Source organism: Pseudomonas sp. FR229a (genome assembly GCF_030209115.1).
Taxonomy (GTDB): Bacteria; Pseudomonadota; Gammaproteobacteria; order Pseudomonadales; family Pseudomonadaceae; genus Aquipseudomonas; species Aquipseudomonas moraviensis_A.
Genome location: NZ_JARVSP010000007.1, coordinates 17,377 through 42,366 on the forward strand (window position 1 = coordinate 17,377; position 24,990 = coordinate 42,366).

General features: G+C 61.1%; 25 protein-coding genes. 14 read left to right on the forward strand and 11 right to left on the reverse strand.

The features are described from left to right. Positions 1–7: 7 nt before the first annotated feature. Both gatA and gatC read right to left on the reverse strand, forming a co-directional pair. Positions 8–1,459 carry an Asp-tRNA(Asn)/Glu-tRNA(Gln) amidotransferase subunit GatA gene (gene gatA / locus QRN33_RS06090; RefSeq protein WP_042608774.1) on the reverse strand — a complete coding sequence of 484 codons (1,452 nt, stop codon included), beginning with the start codon at positions 1,457–1,459 and terminating at the stop codon, positions 8–10. Between the two features lie 16 nt (positions 1,460–1,475). Continuing rightward, the gene (gene gatC, locus QRN33_RS06095) at positions 1,476–1,763 is read right to left on the reverse strand and encodes an Asp-tRNA(Asn)/Glu-tRNA(Gln) amidotransferase subunit GatC (protein WP_024011606.1); all 288 of its coding nucleotides are present in this window, start codon (positions 1,761–1,763) and stop codon (positions 1,476–1,478) included. 211 nt (positions 1,764–1,974) lie between these two features. Here gatC and mreB point away from each other — a divergent pair, with 211 nt between their 5' ends. From mreB to tldD, 8 genes are all read left to right on the forward strand, one after another. After that, positions 1,975–3,012 carry a rod shape-determining protein MreB gene (gene mreB / locus QRN33_RS06100; RefSeq protein WP_002555108.1) on the forward strand — a complete coding sequence of 346 codons (1,038 nt, stop codon included), beginning with the start codon at positions 1,975–1,977 and terminating at the stop codon, positions 3,010–3,012. A 305-nt stretch (positions 3,013–3,317) separates the two neighbouring features. Beyond that, on the forward strand, positions 3,318–4,421 hold the full coding sequence (mreC, locus tag QRN33_RS06105; RefSeq protein WP_080902498.1) for a rod shape-determining protein MreC: 1,104 nt from the start codon (positions 3,318–3,320) through the stop codon (positions 4,419–4,421). Then, on the forward strand, positions 4,421–4,912 hold the full coding sequence (mreD, locus tag QRN33_RS06110) for a rod shape-determining protein MreD (protein WP_042608773.1): 492 nt from the start codon (positions 4,421–4,423) through the stop codon (positions 4,910–4,912). Before mreC ends, mreD begins: the two co-directional genes overlap by 1 nt. Before the next feature lie 37 nt (positions 4,913–4,949). Continuing rightward, complete coding sequence (locus QRN33_RS06115; RefSeq protein WP_252873909.1) at positions 4,950–5,546, forward strand: Maf family protein; 597 nt, start codon at positions 4,950–4,952, stop codon at positions 5,544–5,546. A gap of 58 nt (positions 5,547–5,604) precedes the next feature. Further along, entirely contained in the window at positions 5,605–7,062 is a 1,458-nt protein-coding gene (rng, locus tag QRN33_RS06120) for a ribonuclease G (RefSeq protein ID WP_016771696.1), read from the forward strand. 75 nt (positions 7,063–7,137) lie between these two features. Then, complete coding sequence (locus QRN33_RS06125; RefSeq protein WP_285407588.1) at positions 7,138–10,941, forward strand: YhdP family protein; 3,804 nt, start codon at positions 7,138–7,140, stop codon at positions 10,939–10,941. Between the two features lie 151 nt (positions 10,942–11,092). After that, positions 11,093–11,953, forward strand: a complete 861-nt coding sequence (locus QRN33_RS06130; RefSeq protein WP_285407589.1) for a carbon-nitrogen hydrolase family protein — start codon at positions 11,093–11,095, stop codon at positions 11,951–11,953. A gap of 4 nt (positions 11,954–11,957) precedes the next feature. Next, positions 11,958–13,400 (forward strand): metalloprotease TldD, encoded by a 1,443-nt coding sequence (gene tldD / locus QRN33_RS06135; RefSeq protein ID WP_016771693.1) that lies wholly within the window; start codon positions 11,958–11,960, stop codon positions 13,398–13,400. A 51-nt stretch (positions 13,401–13,451) separates the two neighbouring features. Here tldD and yjgA read toward each other — a convergent pair whose 3' ends face one another. Continuing rightward, entirely contained in the window at positions 13,452–13,976 is a 525-nt protein-coding gene (gene yjgA / locus QRN33_RS06140) for a ribosome biogenesis factor YjgA (RefSeq protein ID WP_042608768.1), read from the reverse strand. Positions 13,977–14,084: 108 nt separating this feature from the next. Between yjgA and pmbA the strand changes: the two genes are divergently transcribed. The 6 genes from pmbA to QRN33_RS06170 all read left to right on the forward strand — a co-directional run bounded on the left by pmbA (position 14,085) and on the right by QRN33_RS06170 (position 19,453). Then, complete coding sequence (pmbA, locus tag QRN33_RS06145; protein ID WP_042608767.1) at positions 14,085–15,431, forward strand: metalloprotease PmbA; 1,347 nt, start codon at positions 14,085–14,087, stop codon at positions 15,429–15,431. A 252-nt stretch (positions 15,432–15,683) separates the two neighbouring features. Then, positions 15,684–16,091, forward strand: a complete 408-nt coding sequence (locus tag QRN33_RS06150; protein ID WP_042608766.1) for a hypothetical protein — start codon at positions 15,684–15,686, stop codon at positions 16,089–16,091. Then, a complete protein-coding gene (locus QRN33_RS06155; protein ID WP_285407590.1) occupies positions 16,072–17,448 on the forward strand; it encodes a class II fumarate hydratase in 1,377 nt (458 codons plus the stop codon). Before QRN33_RS06150 ends, QRN33_RS06155 begins: the two co-directional genes overlap by 20 nt. Positions 17,449–17,475: 27 nt before the next feature. Beyond that, positions 17,476–17,916 carry a DUF2753 family protein gene (locus tag QRN33_RS06160; protein ID WP_116657964.1) on the forward strand — a complete coding sequence of 147 codons (441 nt, stop codon included), beginning with the start codon at positions 17,476–17,478 and terminating at the stop codon, positions 17,914–17,916. 1 nt (position 17,917) lies between these two features. Then, positions 17,918–18,529 (forward strand): superoxide dismutase, encoded by a 612-nt coding sequence (locus tag QRN33_RS06165; protein WP_285407591.1) that lies wholly within the window; start codon positions 17,918–17,920, stop codon positions 18,527–18,529. Positions 18,530–18,559: 30 nt separating this feature from the next. After that, positions 18,560–19,453 (forward strand): ZIP family metal transporter, encoded by an 894-nt coding sequence (locus QRN33_RS06170; RefSeq protein WP_285407592.1) that lies wholly within the window; start codon positions 18,560–18,562, stop codon positions 19,451–19,453. 38 nt (positions 19,454–19,491) lie between these two features. Here QRN33_RS06170 and QRN33_RS06175 read toward each other — a convergent pair whose 3' ends face one another. The 8 genes from QRN33_RS06175 to lptC all read right to left on the reverse strand — a co-directional run bounded on the left by QRN33_RS06175 (position 19,492) and on the right by lptC (position 24,988). Then, positions 19,492–19,767 (reverse strand): HPr family phosphocarrier protein, encoded by a 276-nt coding sequence (locus tag QRN33_RS06175; protein ID WP_123418211.1) that lies wholly within the window; start codon positions 19,765–19,767, stop codon positions 19,492–19,494. Between the two features lie 15 nt (positions 19,768–19,782). After that, entirely contained in the window at positions 19,783–20,640 is an 858-nt protein-coding gene (gene rapZ / locus QRN33_RS06180) for an RNase adapter RapZ (RefSeq protein ID WP_042608760.1), read from the reverse strand. A gap of 2 nt (positions 20,641–20,642) precedes the next feature. Further along, the gene (gene ptsN, locus QRN33_RS06185) at positions 20,643–21,107 is read right to left on the reverse strand and encodes a PTS IIA-like nitrogen regulatory protein PtsN (protein WP_042608759.1); all 465 of its coding nucleotides are present in this window, start codon (positions 21,105–21,107) and stop codon (positions 20,643–20,645) included. A 12-nt stretch (positions 21,108–21,119) separates the two neighbouring features. Continuing rightward, positions 21,120–21,428 (reverse strand): ribosome hibernation-promoting factor, HPF/YfiA family, encoded by a 309-nt coding sequence (gene hpf / locus QRN33_RS06190; RefSeq protein WP_042608758.1) that lies wholly within the window; start codon positions 21,426–21,428, stop codon positions 21,120–21,122. Positions 21,429–21,501: 73 nt separating this feature from the next. Continuing rightward, positions 21,502–22,992 carry an RNA polymerase factor sigma-54 gene (locus tag QRN33_RS06195; protein ID WP_042608757.1) on the reverse strand — a complete coding sequence of 497 codons (1,491 nt, stop codon included), beginning with the start codon at positions 22,990–22,992 and terminating at the stop codon, positions 21,502–21,504. Between the two features lie 166 nt (positions 22,993–23,158). Next, positions 23,159–23,884, reverse strand: a complete 726-nt coding sequence (gene lptB, locus QRN33_RS06200) for an LPS export ABC transporter ATP-binding protein (RefSeq protein WP_024011621.1) — start codon at positions 23,882–23,884, stop codon at positions 23,159–23,161. Further along, positions 23,884–24,429: a lipopolysaccharide transport periplasmic protein LptA gene (gene lptA, locus QRN33_RS06205; protein ID WP_016771679.1), complete on the reverse strand. Its 546-nt coding sequence runs from the start codon at positions 24,427–24,429 to the stop codon at positions 23,884–23,886. The genes lptB and lptA overlap by 1 nt, the downstream gene beginning before the upstream one ends. Next, entirely contained in the window at positions 24,416–24,988 is a 573-nt protein-coding gene (gene lptC / locus QRN33_RS06210) for an LPS export ABC transporter periplasmic protein LptC (protein ID WP_042608756.1), read from the reverse strand. Before lptC ends, lptA begins: the two co-directional genes overlap by 14 nt. Between the last annotated feature and the right edge of the window lie 2 nt (positions 24,989–24,990).

The window sequence follows — 24,990 nt, forward strand, 5'->3', positions numbered from 1 at the left end:
TGTCTCCTCAGAAGCCGGTTGGGGTGCGGGTGTGCCAGTCAGTGTTGAGCTGATACTGGTGGGCAACGTTCAACAGGCGGCCTTCCTGGAAATACGGCGCGAGCAACTGCACGCCCACCGGCAGACCGTCGACAAAACCGGCCGGCATCGACAGGCCCGGCAGGCCGGCGAGGTTGGCGGTGATGGTGTAGACGTCTTCCAGATAGGCAGCGACCGGGTCGCTGTTCTTCGCGCCGAGTTTCCACGCCGGGTTCGGTGTGGTCGGGCCGAGGATAATGTCGACTTCATTGAAGGCAGCCATGAAATCGTTTTTCACCAGACGACGGATCTTCTGCGCTTTCAGGTAGTAGGCGTCGTAGTAACCGGCGGACAGCGCATAAGCACCGACCATGATCCGGCGCTGTACTTCCGCGCCGAAGCCTTCGCCACGGGAGCGCTTGTACAGGTCGATGAGGTTTTCCGGGTTTTCGCAGCGGTGGCCGAAACGCACGCCGTCGAAACGCGACAGGTTGGAAGACGCTTCTGCCGGGGCGATCACGTAGTACGCAGGAATCGCGTGCTGCATGTTCGGCAGGCTGATTTCCTTGATCACTGCACCGAGCTTCTGCAACTGCTGGATGCTGTTCTGGATCAGCTCGGCGATGCGCGGGTCGAGACCGGCGCTGAAGTATTCCTTCGGCACGCCGATGCGCAGGCCTTGCAGCGAATCACCGAGGCTGGCGGAGTAATCCGGCACCGGCTCATCGATGCTGGTGGAGTCGTTCGGATCGAAGCCGGCCATGCCTTGCAGCAGGATCGCGCAGTCTTCGGCCGTGCGCGCCAACGGACCGCCCTGATCGAGGCTGGACGCGTAGGCGATCATGCCCCAGCGCGAAACGCGACCGTAGGTCGGCTTCAGGCCGGTGAGGTTGGTGAACGCCGCCGGCTGACGGATCGAGCCGCCGGTGTCGGTTGCGGTGGCCGCCGGCAACAGACGAGCAGCAACCGCCGCCGCCGAACCACCGGACGAACCGCCCGGCACATGTTCCAGGTTCCACGGGTTTTTCACCGCGCCGTACCAGCTCGACTCGTTGGCCGAACCCATGGCGAATTCGTCCATGTTGGTCTTGCCCAGGGTCACGGCGCCGGCAGCGGCCAGTTTCGCGACCACGGTGGCGTCGTAGGGCGCCTTGAAGTTGTCGAGCATTTTCGAGCCGCAGCTGGTGCGAATGCCCTGGGTGCAGAACAGATCCTTGTGGGCGATCGGCGCGCCGAGCAGGGCGCCGCTCTCACCGTTGGCCCGGCGTGCGTCGGCGGCTTTCGCCTGCTCGATGGCCAGGTCCTCGGTGAGGCTGATGAAGCTGTTGAGCTGCGGATCGAGCTGGGTAATACGCGCCAGCAGGACTTTGGTCAGCTCTTCGGAGGAAAACTTTTTATCGGCGAGACCGCGGGCGATCTCGGCCAGAGTCATTTGATGCATTGCAGGCTCTTTCCCTTTAGTCGATGACTTTCGGAACCAGATACAGGCCGTTTTCGACCGCTGGTGCGATGGACTGGTAGGCCTCGCGATTATTCGTCTCGGTCACCACGTCGGCGCGCAGGCGCTGACTGGCTTCCAGGGGGTGGGCCAGCGGCTCGATACCGTCGGTATCAACGGCCTGCATTTCGTCGACCAGCCCGAGAATGCTGTTGAGGGCGGAAGTAATGTGCGGAAGATCGGCATCATTGAGGCCAAGGCAGGCCAGGTGCGCGATTTTTTCCACGTCGGAGCGTTCTAGCGCCATCGGGATTCTCCAGTGGAAAACAGAACGGACGGCGTCCGTGTGTTAGATTGTCGGAACACTACCGCACTTCTACGGTCATAAGGCCGCGATTGTGGGGCTTGGTGCACAGAAAAGCGGCCAATTTAACATATTGGCGCCTTGCCCAAAATCCCTGTCGTTGTTAGAGTTTGCCGCACTTTTTTACCCACGCGTTGCCTAGGGTCCCTTTCCCATGTTCAAGAAACTGCGTGGCATGTTTTCCAGCGATCTTTCCATTGACCTGGGCACTGCCAACACCCTTATTTACGTGCGCGAGCGCGGTATCGTCCTGAATGAGCCATCGGTTGTGGCCATTCGGACACACGGTAACCAGAAAAGTGTCGTCGCTGTCGGCACCGAGGCCAAGCGTATGCTCGGCCGTACGCCGGGCAACATTGCTGCCATTCGTCCGATGAAGGATGGCGTGATCGCCGACTTCAGCGTCTGCGAAAAGATGCTGCAGTACTTTATCAACAAGGTTCACGAAAACAGTTTCCTGCAGCCCAGCCCTCGTGTGCTGATCTGCGTTCCATGCAAGTCCACCCAGGTTGAGCGTCGTGCCATCCGTGAATCGGCCCTTGGCGCCGGTGCCCGTGAAGTGTTCCTGATCGAAGAGCCGATGGCCGCTGCGATCGGTGCCGGTCTGCCGGTCGAAGAAGCGCGCGGTTCGATGGTCGTGGACATCGGTGGTGGTACCACTGAAATCGCCCTGATCTCCCTCAACGGTGTGGTTTACGCCGAATCCGTCCGTGTCGGCGGCGACCGTTTCGACGAAGCGATCATCACCTACGTGCGCCGCAACTACGGCAGCCTGATCGGTGAATCCACCGCTGAGCGCATCAAGCAGGAAATCGGTACCGCCTACCCGGGCGGCGAAGTGCGCGAAGTCGATGTTCGCGGTCGCAACCTGGCCGAAGGCGTTCCACGCGCATTCACCCTGAACTCCAACGAAGTGCTCGAGGCTCTGCAAGAGTCGCTGGCGACCATCGTTCAGGCCGTGAAAAGCGCTCTGGAGCAATCGCCGCCGGAACTGGCTTCCGACATCGCCGAGCGTGGCCTGGTGCTGACTGGTGGTGGCGCGCTGCTGCGTGACCTCGACAAGTTGCTGGCCCAGGAAACCGGTCTGCCGGTGATCGTTGCCGAAGATCCGTTGACTTGCGTTGCTCGCGGCGGTGGCCGTGCATTGGAAATGATGGATAAGCACACCATGGATCTGCTTTCGAGCGAATAATCAAACGGCGTGAAAGCTACTCAGGGCTGGGAGCCTTCGGCTTTACGCGCGCAATACTGCGTTAAAAACAGGCTCGGAATGCTCATTTACAACCCGTAAACTCCGCTTCCTCGCCTGTTTTTGCCTTGTCTTGCCGTCGCTCGCTACGCTTTCACACCATTTGATGCTTCGAATGCAATACGTGGGTGAACGCACAGGCAGCACTTTGCAGTGCTGCCTGTTGGCGTTTATCTTCTGTCAGTCTTCATCCAGGCCGGTTTGATGCCGTATGAATAAACAGAACATTTGCCTGGGAGGAGCGGCTTATTAAACCGCTTTTCACCAAGGGCCCTTCGTTGGGCGTGCGCCTGTTGGTGCTGGCCGTGCTCGCGGTCGCGCTGATGGTGGTCGATGCGCGTTTCGACCTGCTCAAGCCCGCGCGCAAACAAGCGTCGCTGGTGCTCATGGACGCCTACTGGATCACTGACCTGCCCGGCCGCTTGTGGGAAGGGGTCGCCAGCCAGTTCGGCAGCCGCACCGAGCTCGTCGCCGAAAACGAAAAACTCAAGACCGAAAACCTGCTGTTGCAGGGACGCATGCAAAAGCTCGCGGCCCTGACCGAGCAGAACGTTCGGCTGCGCGAGTTGCTCAATTCCTCTGCACTGGTCAACGAAAAGGTCGAAGTGGCCGAGTTGATCGGCATGGACCCCAACCCCTTCACCCATCGCATCATCATCAACAAAGGCGAGCGCGACGGCGTGGTGCTCGGCCAACCGGTGCTCGATGCACGGGGGCTGATGGGCCAGGTGGTTGAATTGATGCCTTACACCTCGCGTGTCCTGCTGCTGACCGACACCACCCACAGCATTCCGGTGCAGGTGAACCGCAACGGTCTGCGCGCGATTGCCAGTGGCACCGGTAACCCGGAGCGCCTGGAATTGCGTCATGTCGCCGACACGGCGGACATCAAGGAAGGCGATCTGCTGGTCAGTTCCGGTCTGGGCCAACGTTTTCCGGCCGGCTATCCGGTGGCCACGGTCAAGGAAGTCATCCACGATTCCGGCCAACCGTTTGCGATTGTCCGCGCTGTGCCGACCGCCGCCCTGAATCGCAGCCGCTACCTGCTGCTGGTGTTCAGCGACAGCCGCACCGCCGAGGAGCGCGCCAATGACGCCGCCCAGGCCCAGGAACAGCTCGACGCCCACGGTGGCGGCCCGATGTTGCCGGCCAGCGTGCCGAAACCGTTGATCATGCCTGCCACGCCTTCCACCGCTACCGCCGCGCCGGCCGCCGAAGCCGCAGCGCCTGCCGCCACGCCAGCCAAGCCCGCCGCGAGCAAACCGCCCGCTGCCGCGCCCGCCGCGGCCAAGCCACCGGCCGCCAGCAAACCACCGGCGAAACCGCCAGCGACTACCGGGGGACGAGAATAATGGTCGGCGCGAAAAAATCCGCAAACGGCTGGATGATCTGGCTGACCTTCTTCGTCGGCATCCTGCTCAGCGTTTCACCGTTGCCGATCTTCATGGAAATCCTCCGCCCGCTGTGGCTGGCCTTGCTCGTGACCTTTTGGGCGCTGTACATGCCGCACACGGTCGGCATGGTCACCGCGTTCTGTCTGGGGCTGGCCGAAGATGTCCTGCAGGGCGACCTGCTTGGGCAGAACGCGCTGATCCTGACCCTGATCACGTTCCTTGTACTGTCGTTGCAGCAGCGTCTGCGCATGTTCCCGATGTGGCAACAGTGCTTGGTGATCCTGGTGATCTTCGGCCTCGCACAACTGGCGCAACTGTGGCTCAGCGCCTTGACCGGCAATCGCCAACCAACCCTGGCGTTGGTCTTGCCGGCACTGGTCAGTGCCTTGCTCTGGCCGTGGGTCAGCTTCGCCCTGCGCGGGATGTGCCGACGCTACAGAATCTATTGAGCCGGTGAAGCAGGGCACTGAACAGGGAGATGTTTTGATGAAACTGCTTTACCTCGCCTCCGGCTCACCGCGTCGCCGTGAATTGCTCACGCAGGTCGGCGTGCAGTTCTCCGCCATCAGTGCGGATATCGACGAAACCCCGCTTCCTGATGAATCCCCTTCGGCCTATGTCGAACGCCTCGCGCGCGGCAAGGCTGAGGCCGGTCGCCGCTCGGTCGTCTCTGACCAGCCGTTCTGCGTGCTCGGCGCCGACACCGCTGTGGTGCTCGACGGCAAAATTCTTGGCAAACCGGTGGACGAAGCCGATGCATGCGCCATGCTGATGATGTTGTCCGGCAACGAACACGAAGTGCTGACGGCCATCGCCGTGCTCGAAGGCGAGCGCTGCGAGTCGCGGGTGGTGCGCAGTCGGGTGCATTTCCGCACGATCAGCCGCGATGAGGCCGCCGCCTACTGGGCCAGTGGCGAACCGCGTGACAAGGCCGGCGGTTACGGCATTCAAGGCCTCGGTGCGGTGTTTGTCGCCGGGCTCGAAGGCAGCTATTCGGCGGTGGTCGGCCTGCCGTTGTGCGAAACCTGCGAGCTGTTGGGCCATTTCGGCATACCCTGTTGGCAAAACCTGAACACGCCCTGAGCGTCGTACGAATCCAGATGCGGCCACTATCGTGAACATGCCTGAACGAGATCCTGCCATGAGTGAAGAGATTCTGATCAACATCACGCCGATGGAGTCGCGCGTGGCGGTGGTCGAAAACGGTGTGCTGCAAGAAGTCCACGTCGAGCGCACGCAGAAACGCGGGATCGTCGGCAACATCTATAAAGGCAAGATCGTCCGTGTTCTTCCGGGCATGCAGGCGGCATTCGTCGACATCGGTCTGGATCGCGCCGCCTTCATTCACGCCGCTGAAATCTCCCTGCGCGAAGGCCCGGCGGTAGAAAGCATCAGCTCGCTTGTGCATGAAGGCCAGAGTCTGGTGGTGCAGGTCACCAAGGATCCGATCGGTTCCAAAGGCGCGCGCCTGACCACGCAACTGTCGATCCCTTCACGCTACCTGGTGTACATGCCGCGCACCGCTCACGTCGGCATTTCCCTGAAGATCGAAGACGAAGCCGAACGCGAGCGCCTCAAGCAGGTGGTGAGTGATTGCGTGGCCAAAGAGGGCATCAAGGAAGCCGGCGGCTTCATTCTGCGCACCGCCGCCGAAGGCGCGGGCGCTGATGAAATCCTCATGGACATCCGTTACCTGCGCCGGCTCTGGGACCAGATCAATGAGCAGATCAAGACCATCGCCGCGCCAAGCGTGATTTACGAAGACCTCGGCCTGGCCCTGCGCACCCTGCGTGATCTGGTCAATCCGAAGATCGAGAAGATCCGCATCGATTCCCGGGAAACCTTCCAGAAAACCACGCAGTTCGTCGCCGAACTGATGCCGGAAATCGCCGATCGTCTGGAGCACTATCCGGGTGAGCGGCCGATCTTCGATCTGTACGGTGTCGAAGACGAAATCCAGCGCGCGCTGGAGCGCAAGGTACCGCTGAAGTCCGGTGGCTATCTGGTCATCGATCCGGCGGAAGCCATGACCACCATCGACGTCAACACCGGGGCGTTCGTCGGTCACCGCAACCTCGAAGAAACCATTTTCAAGACCAACCTCGAAGCTGCTACCGCGATTGCCCGGCAGATGCGCCTGCGCAATCTCGGCGGGATCATCATCATCGACTTCATCGACATGGAAGATGAAGAGCACCAGCGTCAGGTCCTGCGCACTCTGGAGAAACAGCTGGAGCGCGATCACGCCAAGACCAACATCATCGGTATCACCGAGTTGGGCCTGGTGCAGATGACCCGCAAGCGCACCCGCGAAAGCCTTGAACAGGTGCTGTGCGAACCATGCAGCAGTTGCCAGGGACGCGGCAAACTGAAAACCGCCGAAACCATCTGTTACGAGATTTTCCGCGAGATTCTGCGCGAGGCTCGTGCCTATCAGGCCGAGGGTTACCGGGTACTGGCCAACCAGAAAGTGGTCGATCGCCTGCTCGACGAAGAGTCCGGTAACGTCGCCGAGCTTGAAGGCTTTATCGGTCGCACCATACGCTTCCAGGTGGAAACCATGTATTCCCAGGAACAATATGACGTGGTGCTGCTCTGAAGCCCTGCAACACCTTTCATTCAACGCGGCTGGCCTCAGCTTTTCGCAGTTTTTTTGCCATGGGAGCCAACTGACATGGAGCGTCTGACACGCATACTGGCCGCACTCACCCGCTGGGGGCTGGGCCTGTGCGCGTTGATTCTGGTGTTGATGGCGCTATACGTCAGCCTCGGCCGCGAGCTGACGCCACTGGTGGCCGAATACCGCGCCGACATCGAAGACAAGGCCAGTGCCGCCCTCGGCATGCCCTTGCAGATCGGTGAGCTGGAAGGCAACTGGAGCGGTTTCGCGCCGATCCTGCTGGCCCATGACGTGATGGTCGGCGACGGTGCCAACGCACTGCGCCTTGATCGCGTGCGGGTAGTGCCGGATCTGTGGGCCAGTGTGTTGGCTCGCGAAGTGCGCCTCGCGCATATCGAACTCAATGGTCTGAAGATCAGCCTCAAGGAAGCCGAAGACGGCACCTGGGCGCTGGAAGGCTTGCCGGTGCAGAAGGATCAACCGTTCGATGCGGTGCAACTGTTCCAGCGCTCGCAGATGATCAGGCAATTGTCGGTGCTCGACAGCCAGGTGACCCTGCAACCACTCGATCACCCGCCCATGACGCTCACCTATGTCGGCCTCAATCTGCGCACCGGCGCCAGCCGTCAGCGGCTCGATGCGCGTCTGACCTTGCCTGATGGCCAGCCCGTTGCGCTGAGCCTGCGCAGCCAGCTTCGTCCCGATCAATGGCAGAACAGCGCCATCGAGGGTTACGCCAGCCTGCCGCAGAGCGACTGGTCGAAGTGGCTGCCCGAGCGGCTGACCCAGCAATGGAATTTTTCCGAGATCAAGGCCGGCGGCGAACTCTGGGTCGATTGGGCCGAAGGCGCATTGCAGAGCGCCGCGTTGCGCCTGAATGCGCCGCAAGTGACGGGCGCCTATGCCGAGCGCAAGCCAATCCAGATCAATAATCTGGCGCTCAACGCCTACTACCGCAACAGCGCCGAGGGCGTGAACGTCACCCTCGATTCACTGGCGATGAGCTTTGGCGAAACCCGCTGGGAATCCCGCGTGCAGATACAGCAGACCCGCGCCAGCGCCAAGGCTGAAGAGCTCTGGCATTTGCAGGCGGATCGCCTCGATCTGACCCCGATTACGCCGCTGCTCAATGCGCTGGGGCCGTTGCCACAGAGTCTTGCCACGGTGGTTGAACGCTTGAAAGTGACCGGCGGCCTGCGCAATGTTCTGATGGATTTCCGCCCGACTGCCACCGACGGCAATAAATTCGGCTTCGCCGCCAACCTCGACAACGTCGGTTTTGACGCCTACCACGGTGCTCCGGCGGCGCGAAATGTCAGCGGCAGCCTCAGCGGCAATCTCGACGGCGGCGAGTTGCGCCTCGACAGCAAGGATTTCGTCCTGCACCTCGATCCGATTTTCGCCAAGCCATGGCAATACCTGCAGGCCAATGCGCGCCTGACCTGGAAACTCGACAAGGATGGCTTCACCCTGATCGCGCCGTATCTGAAGGTGTTGGGCGAGGAGGGCAAGATTGCCGGCGACTTCCTCATCCGCCTGCACTTCGACCATAGCCAGGAAGACTACATGGACCTGCGCGTCGGTCTGGTCGACGGCGACGGTCGCTATACCGCTAAATACCTGCCGGCCGTGTTGAGCCCCGCGCTTGATGAATGGCTGCGCACGGCGATCCTCAAAGGTGCGGTGGATCAGGGCTTCTTCCAGTATCAGGGTTCGCTGAACAAGAACGCCGGTGAGGCTGACCGCAGCATCAGTCTGTTCTTCAAAGTGCACGACGCCGAACTGGCCTTTCAGCCGGGGTGGCCACATGTGAGCAAGGTCAGTGGCGATGTCTTCATCGAAGACAGCGGTGTGCGCATCTGGGCCAGCAAAGGCCAGTTGCTCGACACGCAAGTCAGCGATGTCTTCGTCAATATTCCTCATGTACCGGCCGGACAGAATTCGCATCTGTTGCTTGATGGCGCATTTGCCGGTGGCCTGGGCGATGGCTTGAAGATCCTCCAGGACGCGCCGATCGGCACTGGCGAGACCTTTGCCGGTTGGGAAGGCGCGGGCGATCTCAACGGCAAGCTCAAGCTGGATATTCCGCTGGCCAAGGGCGAGCAGCCGAAAATCCTCGTCGACTTCAAAACCGCCAATGCGCGGCTGAAACTGGCCGAGCCGAAGCTGGAACTGAGCCAGCTCAAGGGCGATTTCCGCTTCGACAGTAACAAAGGCCTCAGCGGTCAGAACATTTCTGCGCGGGCCTTCGACAAACCGGTCACTGCGCAGATCTTCGCGGATGGCAGCCCCAACCAGATCAAGACTCGGGTGGCGGCGTCGGGGCAGGTCGAAGTCAAAAAGCTTACCGACTGGCTGGGCGTCACCCAACCGTTGCCGGTGTCCGGGACCCTGCCTTATCAGTTGCAGCTGAATCTTTCCGGGGCCGACAGCCAGTTGATGGTCAGCTCCAGCCTCAAAGGCGTGGCGGTGGATCTGCCGGCGCCTTTCGGCATGGCCGCCGATGTCGGGCGGGACACGGTGTTCCGCATGACCCTGCAAGGTCAGGAGCGGCGCTACTGGGTCAACTACGACCAATTGGCCAATTTCACCTTCGCCGCGCCACCGAGCAATTTCGCCGATGGCCGTGGCGAGCTGTTTCTCGGCACGGGCGAAGCCGTCCTGCCGGGTGCCAAAGGCCTGCGGATTCGCGGCGTGCTGTCGGAGCTGGACGTGGCGCCGTGGCAGGATCTGGCCAATAAATACGCCGGGCAGGATCCCGGCGGTAGCGCCAAACAACTGCTCAGCAGCGCTGACATCAAGGTCGGCAAACTGACTGCGTTCGGCACCACACTGGATCAGGCCTCGGTGCAGATCAATCGCAAGCCCGGCGCATGGAATCTCGCTCTCGACAGCCAGCAAGCCAAGGGCAGCGCCAGTCTGCCGGACGCCAAAGGCGTGCCGATCGCGGTGAATCTGCAGTACGTGAAACTGCCGGCGCCGGACCCTGCGGTGCAGGCCGACGAAAACGCGCCGGATCCACTGGCCTCTGTCGACCCGACGAAAATTCCGGCGCTGGATATCACCCTTAACCAACTGTTCCTCGGTCCCGATCTGGTCGGTGGCTGGTCGCTGAAAGTAAGGCCGACCGCCAAAGGCATCGCCCTGAACAACCTCGACATGGGGCTCAAAGGCATCCTTCTGCAAGGCAACGGCGGCTGGGAAGGCACGCCGGGTTCGACCAGCAGCTGGTACAAGGGCCGCATTGGCGGCAAGAACCTGGCTGACGTGCTCAAGGGCTGGGGCTTCGCGCCGAGCGTGACCAGCGAAGAATTCCACATGGACGTCGACGGCCGTTGGCCGGGCTCGCCGGCGTGGCTGGCGACCAAGCGTTTCTCCGGCACCCTCGACGCTTCGCTGAACAAGGGACAGTTCGTCGAGGTCGAGGGCGGCGCTCAGGCGTTGCGGGTGTTCGGCCTGCTCAACTTCAACTCGATTGGCCGGCGTTTGCGTCTGGATTTCTCCGACCTGTTCGGCAAAGGCTTGAGCTACGACCGGGTCAAAGGTTTGCTGGTGGCGAACAATGGCGTCTACGTCACCCGTGAGCCGATTCGCCTGACCGGGCCTTCGAGCAACCTCGAGCTGGACGGCACGCTGGATCTGGTCGACGACAAGGTCGATGCGAAATTGCTGGTGACCTTGCCGGTGACCAACAATCTGCCGATTGCTGCGCTGATCGTCGGCGCACCGGCGGTAGGCGGCGCGCTATTCCTCATCGACAAACTGATCGGTGACCGCGTGGCGCGCTTCGCCAGCGTCAAGTACACCGTCAAAGGCCCATGGAAAGAGCCGAAAATCACCTTCGACAAGCCTTTTTAACTAGCAGACACTAGCCCTGTAGGAGCTGCCGAAGGCTGCGATCTCTTGATCTTGTTGTTGAAGATCAAGATCAAGATCAAGAGATCGTCCGATCGCGGCCCGAGCCTTCGGCAGCTCCTACACAGTTCTGCGTAAATCCCGAGGAGCGGCCATGTCTTTAGCGGTGATTCAAATGGTCAGCCAGAGCGACGTGCTGGCCAACCTCGCCCAGGCCCGACGCCTGCTTGAACAGGCAGCCGCCGGCGGGGCGAAACTCGCGGTGCTGCCGGAAAATTTCGCCGCCATGGGCCGTCGCGACGTGGCCGATATCGGCCGCGCCGAGGCTTTGGGCGAAGGGCCGATCCTGCCCTGGTTGAAACAGACCGCCCGCGACCTCACCTTATGGATAGTCGCCGGTACATTGCCCTTGCCACCGCTGGGCCAACCCACGGCCAAAGCCAATGCCTGCTCGCTGTTGGTCGATGAACACGGCGAGATCGTCGCGCGTTATGACAAGCTGCATCTGTTCGATGTCGATGTCGCCGACAATCGTGGCCGGTATCGTGAATCCGATGACTATGCTTATGGCGGTGGCGTGGTGGTGGCGGATACGCCGGTAGGCCGCGTCGGTCTGAGCGTGTGTTACGACTTGCGCTTCCCGGAGCTGTACAGCGAATTGCGCGCCGCCGGTGCCGAGTTGATTACCGCACCGTCGGCGTTTACTGCCGTGACCGGCGCCGCGCATTGGGATGTGCTGATCCGTGCACGGGCCATTGAAACACAATGTTATGTGCTGGCGGCAGCACAGGGCGGCAGCCATCCGGGGCCTCGGGAAACCTTCGGGCATGCGGCGATTGTCGACCCGTGGGGGCGCGTGCTGGCCCAGCAGGATCAAGGCGAGGCGGTGTTGCTGGCCGCCCGCGACAGCGATGAACAAGCGTCCATCCGGGCGCGCATGCCGGTGACGCGTCATCGGCGGTTTTTCTCGCAGGGCGCCCAGCGGCCTGCTTCAGAACACGAATTTAAGGCGTAAACCTATGAGCGAGTTGTTGTCCTCAGTCAGTGATCACCTGTTGGCACCCGGCGGTGTCACGATCGAGAGCCTGCAAGGCGTGCTCGGCGATCTGGCCGGGCCGGGCATCGATGCCGCCGATCTGTATTTCCAGGGCCAGATCTCCGAGTCGTGGGCGCTGGAAGACGGCATCGTCAAGGAAGGCAGCTTCAACCTCGACCAAGGTGTCGGCGTACGTGCGCAGTCCGGTGAAAAAACCGGATTTGCCTACAGCAATGCGATCACCCTCGAAGCCCTCGGCGCCGCGGCCCGTGCCGCGCGCTCGATCTCCCGCGCCGGGCAGAACGGCACCGTGCAGGCGTTCACCAGCCAGGACGTCGCGCAACTGTATGCACCGGATAACCCGCTGGAAGTGCTCAGCCGCGCGGAAAAAGTCGAATTGCTCAAACGCATCGACGTCGCCACCCGCGCGCTCGATCCACGCATTCAGCAGGTCAGCGTGAGCATGGCCGGTGTCTGGGAGCGGATTCTGGTTGCCTCCACCGACGGTGGTCTGGCCGCTGATGTGCGCCCATTGGTGCGCTTCAATGTCAGTGTCATCGTTGAACAGAATGGCCGGCGCGAGCGCGGCGGGCATGGCGGCGGCGGGCGTACCGATTACCGCTACTTCCTCGCCGAAGACCGCGCCATGGGCTATGCCCGCGAAGCACTGCGTCAGGCACTGGTCAATCTGGAAGCGATTCCGGCGCCGGCCGGTACCTTGCCGGTCGTGCTCGGTTCCGGCTGGTCCGGCGTGCTGCTGCACGAAGCGGTCGGTCATGGTCTGGAAGGCGATTTCAACCGCAAGGGCAGCTCCGCCTACAGCGGGCGCATGGGCGAAATGGTTGCCTCCAAGCTCTGCACCATCGTCGATGACGGCACCTTGAGCGGCCGTCGCGGTTCGCTGAGCGTCGACGACGAAGGCACGCCGACCGAGTGCACCACGCTGATCGAAAACGGCGTGCTCAAGGGCTACATGCAAGACAAGCTCAACGCGCGGCTGATGGGCGTGGCGCGTACCGGTAACGGTCGCCGCGAATCCTATGCGCATCTGCCGATGCCGCGCATGACCAATACCTACATGCTCGGTGGCGAAAGCGATCCGGCGGAAATCATCGCCTCGGTGAAGAAGGGCATCTACTGCGCCAACCTCGGCGGCGGTCAGGTCGACATCACCAGCGGCAAGTTCGTGTTCTCCACCAGCGAGGCTTATCTGATCGAAGACGGCAAGATCACCGCGCCGGTCAAAGGCGCGACGTTGATCGGCAACGGCCCAGAGGCGATGAGCCGGGTGTCGATGGTCGGTAACGATCTGGCGCTGGACAGCGGTGTGGGTACGTGCGGCAAGGATGGGCAGTCGGTGCCGGTGGGTGTCGGCCAGCCAACGCTGAAAATCGATGCGATCACCGTGGGTGGCACGGGCGCATAAGAACGGTGGGGCTTTCGGGTGGCGCGCAGGACGGCCACCCGGTGGCGATGATCAACGCAGGCCGCGTTGAGTCTCGTCCAGCTCCCGAATGTATTTGAAGATCTTGCGGCTCGAAGCAGGGGGTTTGTTTTGCGCAACCTCATGCTGGGCCTGACGGATCAGGGAACGCAATTGCTGGCGATCGGCGTCCGGGTACTCGACGACGAACTTCTCCAGCACGGCGTCATCGCCCGCGATCAGGCGGTCACGCCAGCGTTCCAGATTATGGAAACGCTCGTTGTACTGGCGAGTGGAGGCATCGAGTTGATCGAGCAGAATCAGAATCGCGTCAGTGTCCTGATCGCGCATCAGTTTGCCGATGAACTGCAAATGCCGTTTACGCGCGATGTTCGCGGTGTGCTTGGGCGCATCGGCCAGTGCCCGGCGCAGAGCGTCGGTCAAGGGCAGTTTGGCGACCAGATCAGGCTTGAGTGTGGTCAGGCGCTCGCCGAGGTCAACCAGCGCATGCAGCTCGCGTTTGACCTGAGATTTGCTTTTTTCTCCCGTATCGAGGGAGTCGTCGTAAGAATCAACCATGGTGGCAGTCCGCAAAGAAACGCCGCCATGATAACCAGTCGGGGGCCGCTTGTCCGGCCCGGTCGCTCGATGACCCCAGCCGAAAGCAGAATTTGAGTGGAGATGAGCATGAGTGCAGTTCAAAGCGTCGGCCCGCAGGCATTGCCGGCACTGCAAGAACAGGTCGAGCAGATCATCGCCGAAGCCAAGCGCCAGGGCGCCAGCGCCTGTGAAGTCGCGGTGTCGCTGGAGCAGGGCTTGTCGACCTCGGTGCGTCAGCGCGAGGTCGAAACCGTTGAGTTCAATCGTGATCAGGGTTTTGGCATCACCCTGTACGTTGGCCAGCGCAAAGGCTCGGCCAGCACCTCGGCCACTGGCCCTGAGGCGATTCGTGAAACGGTCGCAGCTGCGCTGGCCATCGCCAGACACACTTCCGAAGATGAAGCCTCGGGCCTCGCCGATGCGGCACTGATGGCCAGGGATGTGCAGGATTTCGACCTGTTCCACGAGTGGGACATCACCCCGGAGCAAGCCATCGAGAAGGCCCTGCTCTGCGAAGCCGCGGCTTTCGACGCCGATGCGCGGATCAAGAACGCCGACGGCACCACCCTCAGCACCCATCAGGGTTGCCGCGTTTACGGCAACAGCCACGGTTTCATCGGCGGTTACGCGTCGACCCGGCACAGCCTGAGTTGCGTGATGATCGCTGAAGCCGACGGCCAGATGCAGCGTGATTACTGGTACGACGTCAATCGCCAGGGCAGCCTGCTCGCCGATCCGGTGAGCATCGGCCAGCGTGCCGCGCAGCGGGCGGCCAGCCGTCTGGGCGCGCGTCCGGTGCCGACCTGTGAAGTGCCGGTGCTGTTCTCCGCCGAGCTGGCGGGTGGTCTGTTCGGCAGCTTCCTCTCGGCAGTATCCGGCGGCAGTCTGTATCGCAAATCGTCATTTCTCGAAGGCACCCTGGGGCAGAAGCTGTTCCCGGAATGGCTGACCATCGATGAGCGTCCGCATCTGATGCGCGCCATGGGCAGTGCTTCCTACGACGGCGATGGCCTGGCGACTTACGCGAAACCGTTCGTCGAAAAGGGCGAGTTGGTCTCCTACATCCTCGGTACCTACTCCGGGCGCAAACTGGGCATGCCAAGCACCGCCAACGCGGGCGGTGTGCACAATCTTTTCGTCACCCATGGCGATGAGGATCAGGCAGCGCTGTTGAAACGCATGGGCCGAGGACTGCTGGTTACCGAGTTGATGGGCCATGGCTTGAACATGGTCACTGGCGACTACTCGCGCGGGGCGGCGGGTTTCTGGGTGGAGAACGGGGAGATCCAGTTCGCCGTGCAGGAAGTGACCATCGCCGGCAACATGCGCGACATGTTCAAGCAGATTGTTGCGGTGGGTAACGACCTGGAGCTGCGCAGCAACATCCGCACCGGTTCGGTATTGATCGAGCGGATGACCGTCGCCGGCAGCTAAACCGCGATTCCGCCCATTCAAAAAGGCGCGCCATCCGTTCTGGATGGCGCGCCTTTTTTATTCGCTTCGCCACAAATTCCTTGTGGGAGCGAGCCTGCTCGCGAAAGCGGTGGACCGGATAATACATCCCAACCGGGCAGAAGCATTCGCGAGCAGGCCCGCTCCCACAAATGGGCAGCGCAAACTCGATCGCTTGTGTTGGTTCTCATTATCATCTAATAATGAATCTCATCTCCGAACGAGTCCCGGATCATGAGTTCTGCCTTGCACGAGCAGCCCTACCTCGAAAGCTGGCGCTGGATGAGCCGCCAGATCCGTTGCGCACTGGATCCTGACGAACCGCGCCTGATCGAACACTACCTCGCCGAAGGGCGCTATCTGTCCTGTTGCACAGCCACTTCGCCCTGGACCGTCGCCGAAACGTCTTTCCGTCTGCTGCTCGACACGGCCAGCGACACCGCGTTGCCGTGGCACTGGCGCAGCGTCTGTCTCGATCAAGCCTGGCGCCCGTTGCGTGACATGGAGCGCCTGTCGCTGTGCCAATGCCGCCTGCAGCGCTGGCAACGCTACACCTGGCAGCTCGCCACTTGCGAGTTGCAACCGTCGATTCCTCTTATTGATTTGCTGCAAGGACATTCGAATGACCAAGACACGTATTGAGCGCGACAGCATGGGCGAGCTGCAGGTGCCGGTCGACGCGCTCTATGGCGCGCAGACCCAGCGCGCAGTGGACAACTTCCCGATCAGCGGCAAGCCGATGCCGACGCAATTCATCCGCGCGCTGATTCTCGCCAAAGCCGCCGCGGCCCGGGCCAATGTGGAACTGAACCAGATCAGCGTGGCCCAGGGCAAAGTCATCAGCGATGCCGCGCAAGGTCTGCTCGAAGGCGATTTCATGCAGCATTTTCCGGTGGATATCTTCCAGACCGGTTCCGGCACCAGCTCGAACATGAACGCCAACGAAGTGATCGCCACGCTGGCCAGCCGCATGCTCGGTGAGCCGGTCAATGCCAACGATCACGTCAACTGCGGGCAGAGCAGCAACGACGTCATCCCGACCACCATTCACGTCAGCGCCGCGCTGGCGCTGCATGAACAACTGCTGCCGGCGCTGTTGCATCTGGTCCAGGTCATCGAGCGCAAGGCCGAACAGGTGCATCATCACGTCAAAACCGGACGCACCCATCTGATGGACGCGATGCCGGTGCGCATGAGTCAGGTGCTCAACGGCTGGGCGCAGCAGCTCAAGGCCAACGTCGCACATCTGCAGGATTTGTTGCCGAGCCTGCAATCCCTGGCGCAGGGCGGCACCGCGGTGGGTACCGGGATCAACGCGCATCCGGAGTTCGCCGCGCGATTCAGTCGGCATCTGAGCCAATTGACCGACGTGCAATTCACCCCGGGCAAGGATCTCTTCGCTTTGATCGGCTCGCAGGACACCGCCGTCGCTGTCTCCGGCCAACTCAAGGCCACCGCCGTGTCGCTGATGAAAATCGCCAATGACCTGCGCTGGATGAACTCCGGCCCGCTCGCTGGCCTGGGCGAAATCGAACTCGAAGCGCTGCAGCCGGGCTCGTCGATCATGCCCGGCAAGGTCAACCCGGTGATCCCGGAAGCCACCGCCATGGTCGCCGCGCAAGTGATCGGCAACGACTCGGTGATCACCGTGGCCGGGCAATCGGGCAATTTCGAACTGAACGTGATGCTGCCGATCATCGCGCACAACCTGCTGAGCAGCATCGAACTGCTGGCCAATTCCAGTCGCCTGCTTGGTGACAAGGCGATTGCCAGCTTCAAGGTCAACGAATCGCGGTTGCAAGAAGCGTTGTCGCGCAACCCGATTCTGGTCACCGCCCTCAACCCCATCATCGGCTACCAGAAAGCCGCAGACGTCGCCAAGCAGGCCTACCGGGAAGGCCGCGCGGTGATCGACGTTGCCCTGGAACACACCGACCTGTCGCGCAGCCAGCTGGAAGAGTTGCTCAACCCCGAGAAGCTCACCGCCGGCGGCGTGTAAACCCCGCAACTGCTTTGGAGGCTCACCATGGAGCACTGGAAACGCACGATCGAACGGGCCAATCGCTGCTTCATGCTGGGCGAATTGATCGACGCCCGCGAGGCTTACCTGCAAGCCCTGGCCCTGGCGCAAGTGCTGTTCGAACGCTGGGCGGATGCCGACGAAGCAGTGGCGGCCTGCGTCGTCTCTCATCACAACCTCGCCGACCTGCATCTGCGCCTGAACCAACCGGAGGAGAGCGCCGAGTACCTGTGCGCCATCCATCAACGCCTGTTGCAGACCATGCAGGACGAACGCCTGCGCCCGGCCCTGCGGGAAGCGGCGCTGCGCCAGAGCAGCAAGACCTACGTCGAACTGTTGAATTTCATCAGTGAGCACGGTGAATACCCGCGCACCCAGCGCCTGCTGCATCCCGACACCGGCAATGCCCGCCGCACCTCAACTTCTCATCAGTACGGAGTCCATTGAAATGGCTTTTACCTTGCCTGCCTTGCCCTACGCCTACGATGCCCTCGAGCCGCACATCGATGCGCAGACCATGGAGATCCATTACACCAAGCATCACCAGACCTACATCAACAACCTCAACGCCGCCGTGGAAGGCACCGAGTTTGCCGAGTGGCCGGTGGAAAAGCTCGTCGCCAGCGTTCAGCAACTGCCGGAAAAACTTCGCGCGGCGGTGATCAACCAGGGCGGTGGTCACGCCAATCATTCGCTGTTCTGGGAAGTGATGGTGCCCAACGGTGGTGGTAAACCCGACGGCGAGCTGGCCCGGGCCATCGACGAGCAACTGGGCGGACTGGACAGTTTCAAGGAAGTGTTCACCAAAGCCGCGCTGACTCGTTTTGGCAGTGGCTGGGCCTGGCTCAGCGTGACCCCGGAGAAAAAGCTCATCGTGGAAAGCAGTGGCAACCAGGACAGTCCGTTGATGAACGGCAATACCCCGATTCTCGGGCTCGACGTCTGGGAGCACGCCTACTACCTGCGCTACCAGAACCGTCGCCCGGAATACATCAACGCGTTCTACAACGTGATCAACTGGCCGGAAGTTGCTGCGCGCTACCAAGCCGCACTGGTTTGAGCCTTCAATAAAAACAATCCAAGGCTGACTATGGGCACTGAAACACTGGCGATTGGCAGCGGGCGGATGTTTCGTTACGCGGTGGGCTCGCTGTTGCTGTTGGCGGGGATGGCTCTGCTGGTCGCCCAAGGTTTGCACTGGCTGAATCTTGAACCCAGGTTGCTGCGCGCATTGCAGGGCGGCGCTATCTGCGCCTTGGGCACGGCGCTCGGCGCGGTGCCGGTGCTGATAATCCGGCGCATGCCGCAGGCACTCAGCGACACCTTGCTGGGATTTGGTGCCGGGGTGATGCTGGCGGCGACGGCGTTTTCGCTGATCGTGCCGGGCATTGCTGCGGCTGAGAGTCTTGGCCTGACGCCGTGGGCCGCCAGTGGTTTGATCTGCTTTGGCATCCTGCTCGGCGCCTTCGGCCTGTATCTGGTGGATCGCAGGGTTTCCGGTGCTACGCCGGAGATGCTCGTCGGCACGCTTGAGCGTCCGGTGATTCCACCGCGCATCTGGCTGTTCGTGTTCGCCATCATCGCGCACAACATTCCGGAAGGCATGGCGGTCGGCGTTTCTGCCGGTGGCGGTATGGCGGATGCCGACAGTCTGGCGATGGGCATCGCGTTGCAGGATGTGCCGGAAGGTCTGGTGATTGCACTGGTGCTGGCCGGGGCGGGAATGTCGCGGGTCAGGGCCTTTCTGATCGGCGCGGCGTCAGGGCTGGTCGAACCGGTGTTCGCGTTGTTATGCGCGTGGCTGGTCAGTCTGGCTCAAGTGCTGTTGCCACTGGGGCTGGCGCTGGCGGCCGGGGCGATGTTGCTGGTGGTGACTCACGAAGTGATTCCGGAGTCGCGCCGGCATGGACATGACAAGCTGGCGAGTCTTGGCTTGCTGATCGGTTTTTGTCTGATGATGGTGATGGATACGGCGTTGGGTTGAATGAAGGTGAGGAGGGAGCAAGCTCCCTCATTGGCGGATCATTCGCCTTCGTCGAAGTAGTTGTTGATCAGTTCGACCAAGGCGTCCATAGCTTCCTGAGCCTGTTCGCCTTCGGTGCTCAAATGGATTTTGGTGCCCTTGCCAGCCGCGAGCATCATCATCGCCATGATGCTTTTACCGTCCACTGCTGTCTCGGGCGTGCGGCCGACTCTTATCGTAGTCTCCGGAAACTTGCCGGCCACGCCGACAAATTTGGCCGATGCCCGGGCATGCAGGCCCAGCTTATTGATGATTTCGATTTCACGAGCAGGCATCGCGGTGTGAATCCTTTAGGTGAGGTCGCGGTGGCGAACCTGGACGTTCTTCAGGGTTTTCTGCAGGGCCTGACCCAGGCGTTCGGTCAGGTAGACGGAGCGGTGGTGCCCGCCGGTGCAGCCAATGGCAATGGTGACGTAGGCGCGGTTGCTGGCTGCGAAACGGGGCAGCCACTTGTTCAGATAGGCGTAGATGTCCTGATACATTTCCTCGACATCCGGCTGTTCCGCCAGGTACTCGGCCACTGGTGCATCGAGACCCGACTGCGCACGCAGCTCCGGTTTCCAGTACGGATTGGGCAGGCAGCGGACGTCGAAGACCAGATCGGCATCGACCGGCATGCCGCGCTTGAAGCCAAATGATTCGACCAGGAACGCCGTACCCGGCTCAGGCTGATTCAACAGGCGTAACTTCAGGGTGTCGCGCAGTTGATACAGATTGAGGTGGGTGGTGTTGATTTTCAGGTCGGCCAGATCGGCGATCGGGCCGAGCAGGGCGCTTTCATCGTGGATGGCTTCGGCCAGGGAGCGATTGGCGTTGCTCAACGGGTGACGACGACGGGTCTCGGAAAAACGCTTGAGCAGGGTTTCTTCGTCGGCGTCCAGATAGAGCACATCGCACTTGATATGCTTGGCCCGCACGTCTTCGAGCAATTCGGGGAAACGAGACAGATGGCTCGGCAGGTTGCGCGCATCGATCGATACCGCGACCAGCGGCTGCGCCAGCTCGGTGTGGATCAACGCGCGCTCGGCCAGTTCCGGCAGCAAGCCGGCCGGGAGGTTGTCGATGCAGTAGTAACCGTTGTCTTCAAGGACATTCAGGGCGGTACTTTTACCCGAGCCCGAACGGCCACTGACGATGATCAAACGCATGATTAGTGCCCGTTCTGCTCGTCCAGTACAACCTGGTACAGGGCCTCGTTGCTCGGAGCGCTGCGCAGTTTTTCGCGCACTTCCTTGCGGTCAAGCATGCTGGCGATCTGGCGCAGCAACTCCAGATGCGCATCGGTCGCAGCTTCCGGGACCAGCAGCACGAACAGCAGGTCCACCGGGGCGCCGTCGATGGCGTCGAAATCGATCGGGGCTTCGAGGTGCAGCAGCGCGCTGACCGGCGCCGTGCAGCCCTTGAGGCGGCAGTGGGGAATGGCGATGCCGTTGCCGAAACCGGTGGAGCCGAGTTTCTCACGGGCGATCAGCGCCTCGAAGACATCCTGCATCGCCAGATCCGGCACTTCGCGGTGGATCAGGTTGGCAATCTGCTCGAGGGCTTTTTTCTTGCTGCCGCCCGGCGCGTTCACCTGGGAACGGCCGGGGGTCAGGATGGTTTCAAGTCGGATCATGGGATAGGGGGGTTAACGACCGGTGGCGCCCTGGAGGAGGCTCTCGGTCTTTTCCTTATGCTTTTTGAGTTGGCGGTCCAGCTTGTCGGTGAGTGAGTCGATCGCAGCATACATGTCGGTATCTTCTGCGTTAGCGACCACTTCTTTTCCGGGAATATGCAAGGTGGCTTCGATTTTCTGCTGCAGTTTTTCGACGCACATCGTGACCTGCACGTTGGTGATCTTGTCGAAATGTCGCTCCAGTCGTTGGAGTTTTTCCTCGATGTAGGAACGCAGAGGTTGGGTCACTTCCAGTTGGTGTCCACTGATGTTGACTTGCATACAGCTTCTCCTTCGTTGCCAGTGCATAAAGCGGCAGGCCGAAAAGCCTGCCACTGGAACGCTGTAACGTGGCTTACATCAACCGCTTGCGTTCGCTCGAAGGCGCGATTCCGAGGGATTCGCGGTACTTGGCGACGGTGCGGCGAGCCACCTGAATGCCTTGTGCCTCCAGTAAACCAGCGATCTTGCTGTCACTCAACGGCTTTTTCTGATTTTCCGCCGCGACCAGTTTCTTGATGATCGCGCGAATCGCCGTGGATGAGCATTCGCCGCCTTCGGAGGTGCTGACGTGGCTGGAGAAAAAGTATTTCAGTTCATAAATACCGCGCGGGGTATGCATGAATTTTTGTGTGGTCACCCGCGAGATCGTCGACTCGTGCATGCCGACCGCTTCGGCGATGTCATGCAGCACCAGCGGCTTCATCGCTTCGTCGCCATATTCGAGGAAACCGCGCTGATGTTCGACGATCTGCGTGGCCACTTTCATCAGGGTTTCGTTGCGGCTCTGCAGGCTCTTGATGAACCAGCGGGCTTCCTGCAACTGATTGCGCATGAAAGTGTTGTCGGCGCTGGTGTCGGCACGCTTCACAAAACCGGCGTACTGGGCGTTGACGCGCAAACGTGGCACCGATTCCTGGTTCAGTTCCACCAGCCAGCGCTCGTTGTCCTTGCGCACGATCACATCGGGAATGACGTATTCGGCTTCGGTCGATTCGATCTGCGAGCCCGGACGCGGATTGAGGCTCTGCACCAGTTCGATGACCTGGCGCAGTTCGTCTTCCTTGAGCTTCATGCGCCGCATCAACTGGCTGTAATCGCGGCTGCCGAGCAGGTCGATGTAATCGGCGACCAGACGTTTGGCCTCGGTGAGCCACGGCGTCTTCGCGGGCAGCTGGCGCAATTGCAGCAGCAGGCATTCGCTGAGGTTGCGTGCGCCGATCCCGGCGGGCTCGAATTGCTGGATGCGATGCAGGACGGCTTCGATTTCGTCGAGCTCGATGTCCAGTTCCGGGTCGAACGCTTCGAGAATTTCTTCGAGCGTTTCGTCCAGGTAACCCTGATTGTTGATGCAATCGATCAGGGTCACGGCGATCAGGCGATCGGTGTCGGACATCGGCGCCAGGTTCAGTTGCCAGAGCAGATGGCTCTGCAGGCTCTCGCCGGCGGAAGTGCGGGTGGTGAAATCCCACTCGTCGTCATCGCTGCTGGGCAGGCTGCTGGCGCTGGTCTGATAAACATCTTCCCAGGCGGTGTCTACCGGCAGTTCGTTGGGGATGCGCTCGTTCCATTCGCCATCTTCAAGGTTGTCCACCGTCGGGGCGGCTTCCTGATAGGAGGGTTCCTGGATTTCGGCGGGCTTCTGTTCGGCGTTGTCGGCCAAGGGATCGGCGTTATCGAAGTCGTCGCCTTCTTCCTGGCGTTCGAGCATCGGATTGGATTCCAGAGCCTCCTGGATTTCCTGTTGCAGGTCCAGGGTCGACAATTGGAGCAGGCGGATGGCCTGTTGCAGCTGCGGTGTCATCGTCAGCTGCTGGCCCATTCTCAAGACTAGCGATGGTTTCATGGCAGGGGCTTAACACCTTATTCGCCGGCGCTTTGCGCCATCCACTACAGGGCGCAGAAGCGCCAAACTTAAGCAAATTATATGCCTGAAACTGAAGTGTTTGCCTAGAGCGCTGTAACAATTAAAGCGGATAAATGCGCCTTGAATCGATACAGCGCTGGCGCGCTTACAGGCGGAACTCGTGACCCAGATACACTTCCTTGACCAGATCGTTGGCCAGGATGGTCTCGGCATCGCCTTCAGCGATCAGTTGACCGTCGTTGACGATGTAAGCGGTTTCGCAGATATCCAGCGTCTCACGGACGTTGTGGTCGGTGATCAGCACCCCGATGCCCTTGGCCTTGAGGTGGTGGATGATCTGCTTGATGTCGCCGACCGAGATCGGGTCGACACCGGCGAACGGTTCGTCGAGCAGGATGAATTTCGGCGCAGTGGCCAGAGCGCGAGCGATTTCCACCCGGCGACGCTCGCCACCGGACAGGCTCATGCCGAGGTTGTCGCGGATGTGGCTGATGTGGAATTCCTGCAGCAAGCTTTCCAGCTCCTTGCGACGACCGGCCTTGTCGAGTTCAGGACGGGTCTCGAGGATCGCCATGATGTTGTCGGCGACCGACAGTTTGCGGAAGATCGACGCTTCTTGCGGCAGATAGCCGATACCGGCCTTGGCGCGGCCATGCATCGGCTGGTGGCTGACGTCCAGATCATCGATCAGCACCCGGCCCTGATCGGCCTGCACCAGGCCGACGATCATGTAGAAGCAGGTCGTCTTGCCGGCGCCGTTCGGGCCGAGCAGGCCGACGATCTGCCCGCTGTCGATCGACAGACTGACGTCACGCACGACCTGGCGGCTTTTATAGGCCTTGGCCAGGTGCTGAGCTTTCAGAGTTGCCATTACTGGGATTTCTCTTCGGTTTTCTTCTTCGGCTGGATCACCATGTCGATGCGCGGACGCGATTCGGTGACCTTGCTGCCCGTGGCGCGACCGGCGCTGGCCAGTTTCTTCACGGTGTCGTAGACGATTTTTTCGCCTTGGGTGACGTTGTTATCCTTGTCGATAACCTTGGCCTTGTCGATCAGCACCACGCGGTTCTGCTGGGCGTGGTATTGAATCGTCACGCCGTAGCCCTTGACCGGGTTGGCGTCGCCCTGGGTCTGCAACTGCTCGAAGTAAGCCAGGTTGCCCACCGAGGTCACCACGTCGATATCGCCGTTGGGCGCGCGAGTCATGGTCACCGTGTTGCCTTTAACGATCATCGAGCCCTGGGTAATGATCACGTCACCTTTATAGGTGGCGATGCCATTCTTGTCGTCCAGCTGGGCGTCGTCGGCCTGAATGCGGATAGGTTGCTGCTGATCGTTCGGCAGGGACCAGGCGCTCGCGCTTCCCAGTGCTGCGCCCAGACTGAGCAAAATAGGGAGGGTTTTAACGAGCCTCATACTGTCCTCTTACGTTCGATTGCAGGTGTATCCTGCTGTCCTTCAGGTACGCTTTCATTCCGACGCCAGTCGACACGCCGCCAGCGCCCTCGATTCTAACGGGTTGCGCAGTCTGCGCATATTCCTGCTGCGGGAACACCGTCATGCGGGTGCTGGTGATCAGGGTGCCGCGCTTTTTCTCATCGGTGCGCTGTACGCGGACCGAATCGATCAATTCCACTTCGGTACCGCCCGAGTTTACTTCGCCGCGCTCGCTGGTCACGTGCCACGGGAAGTCGGTGCCGCGATACATGTTCAAATCAGGCTTGGTCACCAGGGTGACATCGGTGGCCTTGACGTGCTCGGCCTTGTCGGAGGTCATCTCGTATTGCACCTTGCCGTCGGGCAGGTACTGGATGGTGTGCGTGTTGGTCGCGTACCAGTCGATCGGGTTCTCGGCAGTCGAGACCGGCGGCTTGTCGAGGAAGCGTTCCGGGCTGATGTTCCAATAGCCGACCGCGGCGAAAATCGCCGCGATGCAGCCGAACAGCAGGAAGTTGCGAAACTTTTTGCTAAACATGG

Bases quoted from the DNA above. Each gene is read 5' to 3' on its own strand.
- gatA (WP_042608774.1), bottom strand. From the start codon at position 1,459: ATGCATCAAATGACTCTGGCCGAGATCGCCCGCGGTCTCGCCGATAAA.
- gatC (WP_024011606.1), bottom strand. From the start codon at position 1,763: ATGGCGCTAGAACGCTCCGACGTGGAAAAAATCGCGCACCTGGCCTGC.
- mreB (WP_002555108.1), top strand. From the start codon at position 1,975: ATGTTCAAGAAACTGCGTGGCATGTTTTCCAGCGATCTTTCCATTGAC.
- mreD (WP_042608773.1), top strand. From the start codon at position 4,421: ATGGTCGGCGCGAAAAAATCCGCAAACGGCTGGATGATCTGGCTGACC.
- QRN33_RS06115 (WP_252873909.1), top strand. From the start codon at position 4,950: ATGAAACTGCTTTACCTCGCCTCCGGCTCACCGCGTCGCCGTGAATTG.
- rng (WP_016771696.1), top strand. From the start codon at position 5,605: ATGAGTGAAGAGATTCTGATCAACATCACGCCGATGGAGTCGCGCGTG.
- QRN33_RS06125 (WP_285407588.1), top strand. From the start codon at position 7,138: ATGGAGCGTCTGACACGCATACTGGCCGCACTCACCCGCTGGGGGCTG.
- QRN33_RS06130 (WP_285407589.1), top strand. From the start codon at position 11,093: ATGTCTTTAGCGGTGATTCAAATGGTCAGCCAGAGCGACGTGCTGGCC.
- tldD (WP_016771693.1), top strand. From the start codon at position 11,958: ATGAGCGAGTTGTTGTCCTCAGTCAGTGATCACCTGTTGGCACCCGGC.
- yjgA (WP_042608768.1), bottom strand. From the start codon at position 13,976: ATGGTTGATTCTTACGACGACTCCCTCGATACGGGAGAAAAAAGCAAA.
- pmbA (WP_042608767.1), top strand. From the start codon at position 14,085: ATGAGTGCAGTTCAAAGCGTCGGCCCGCAGGCATTGCCGGCACTGCAA.
- QRN33_RS06150 (WP_042608766.1), top strand. From the start codon at position 15,684: ATGAGTTCTGCCTTGCACGAGCAGCCCTACCTCGAAAGCTGGCGCTGG.
- QRN33_RS06155 (WP_285407590.1), top strand. From the start codon at position 16,072: ATGACCAAGACACGTATTGAGCGCGACAGCATGGGCGAGCTGCAGGTG.
- QRN33_RS06160 (WP_116657964.1), top strand. From the start codon at position 17,476: ATGGAGCACTGGAAACGCACGATCGAACGGGCCAATCGCTGCTTCATG.
- QRN33_RS06165 (WP_285407591.1), top strand. From the start codon at position 17,918: ATGGCTTTTACCTTGCCTGCCTTGCCCTACGCCTACGATGCCCTCGAG.
- QRN33_RS06170 (WP_285407592.1), top strand. From the start codon at position 18,560: ATGGGCACTGAAACACTGGCGATTGGCAGCGGGCGGATGTTTCGTTAC.
- QRN33_RS06175 (WP_123418211.1), bottom strand. From the start codon at position 19,767: ATGCCTGCTCGTGAAATCGAAATCATCAATAAGCTGGGCCTGCATGCC.
- rapZ (WP_042608760.1), bottom strand. From the start codon at position 20,640: ATGCGTTTGATCATCGTCAGTGGCCGTTCGGGCTCGGGTAAAAGTACC.
- ptsN (WP_042608759.1), bottom strand. From the start codon at position 21,107: ATGATCCGACTTGAAACCATCCTGACCCCCGGCCGTTCCCAGGTGAAC.
- hpf (WP_042608758.1), bottom strand. From the start codon at position 21,428: ATGCAAGTCAACATCAGTGGACACCAACTGGAAGTGACCCAACCTCTG.
- QRN33_RS06195 (WP_042608757.1), bottom strand. From the start codon at position 22,992: ATGAAACCATCGCTAGTCTTGAGAATGGGCCAGCAGCTGACGATGACA.
- lptB (WP_024011621.1), bottom strand. From the start codon at position 23,884: ATGGCAACTCTGAAAGCTCAGCACCTGGCCAAGGCCTATAAAAGCCGC.
- lptA (WP_016771679.1), bottom strand. From the start codon at position 24,429: ATGAGGCTCGTTAAAACCCTCCCTATTTTGCTCAGTCTGGGCGCAGCA.
- lptC (WP_042608756.1), bottom strand. From the start codon at position 24,988: ATGTTTAGCAAAAAGTTTCGCAACTTCCTGCTGTTCGGCTGCATCGCG.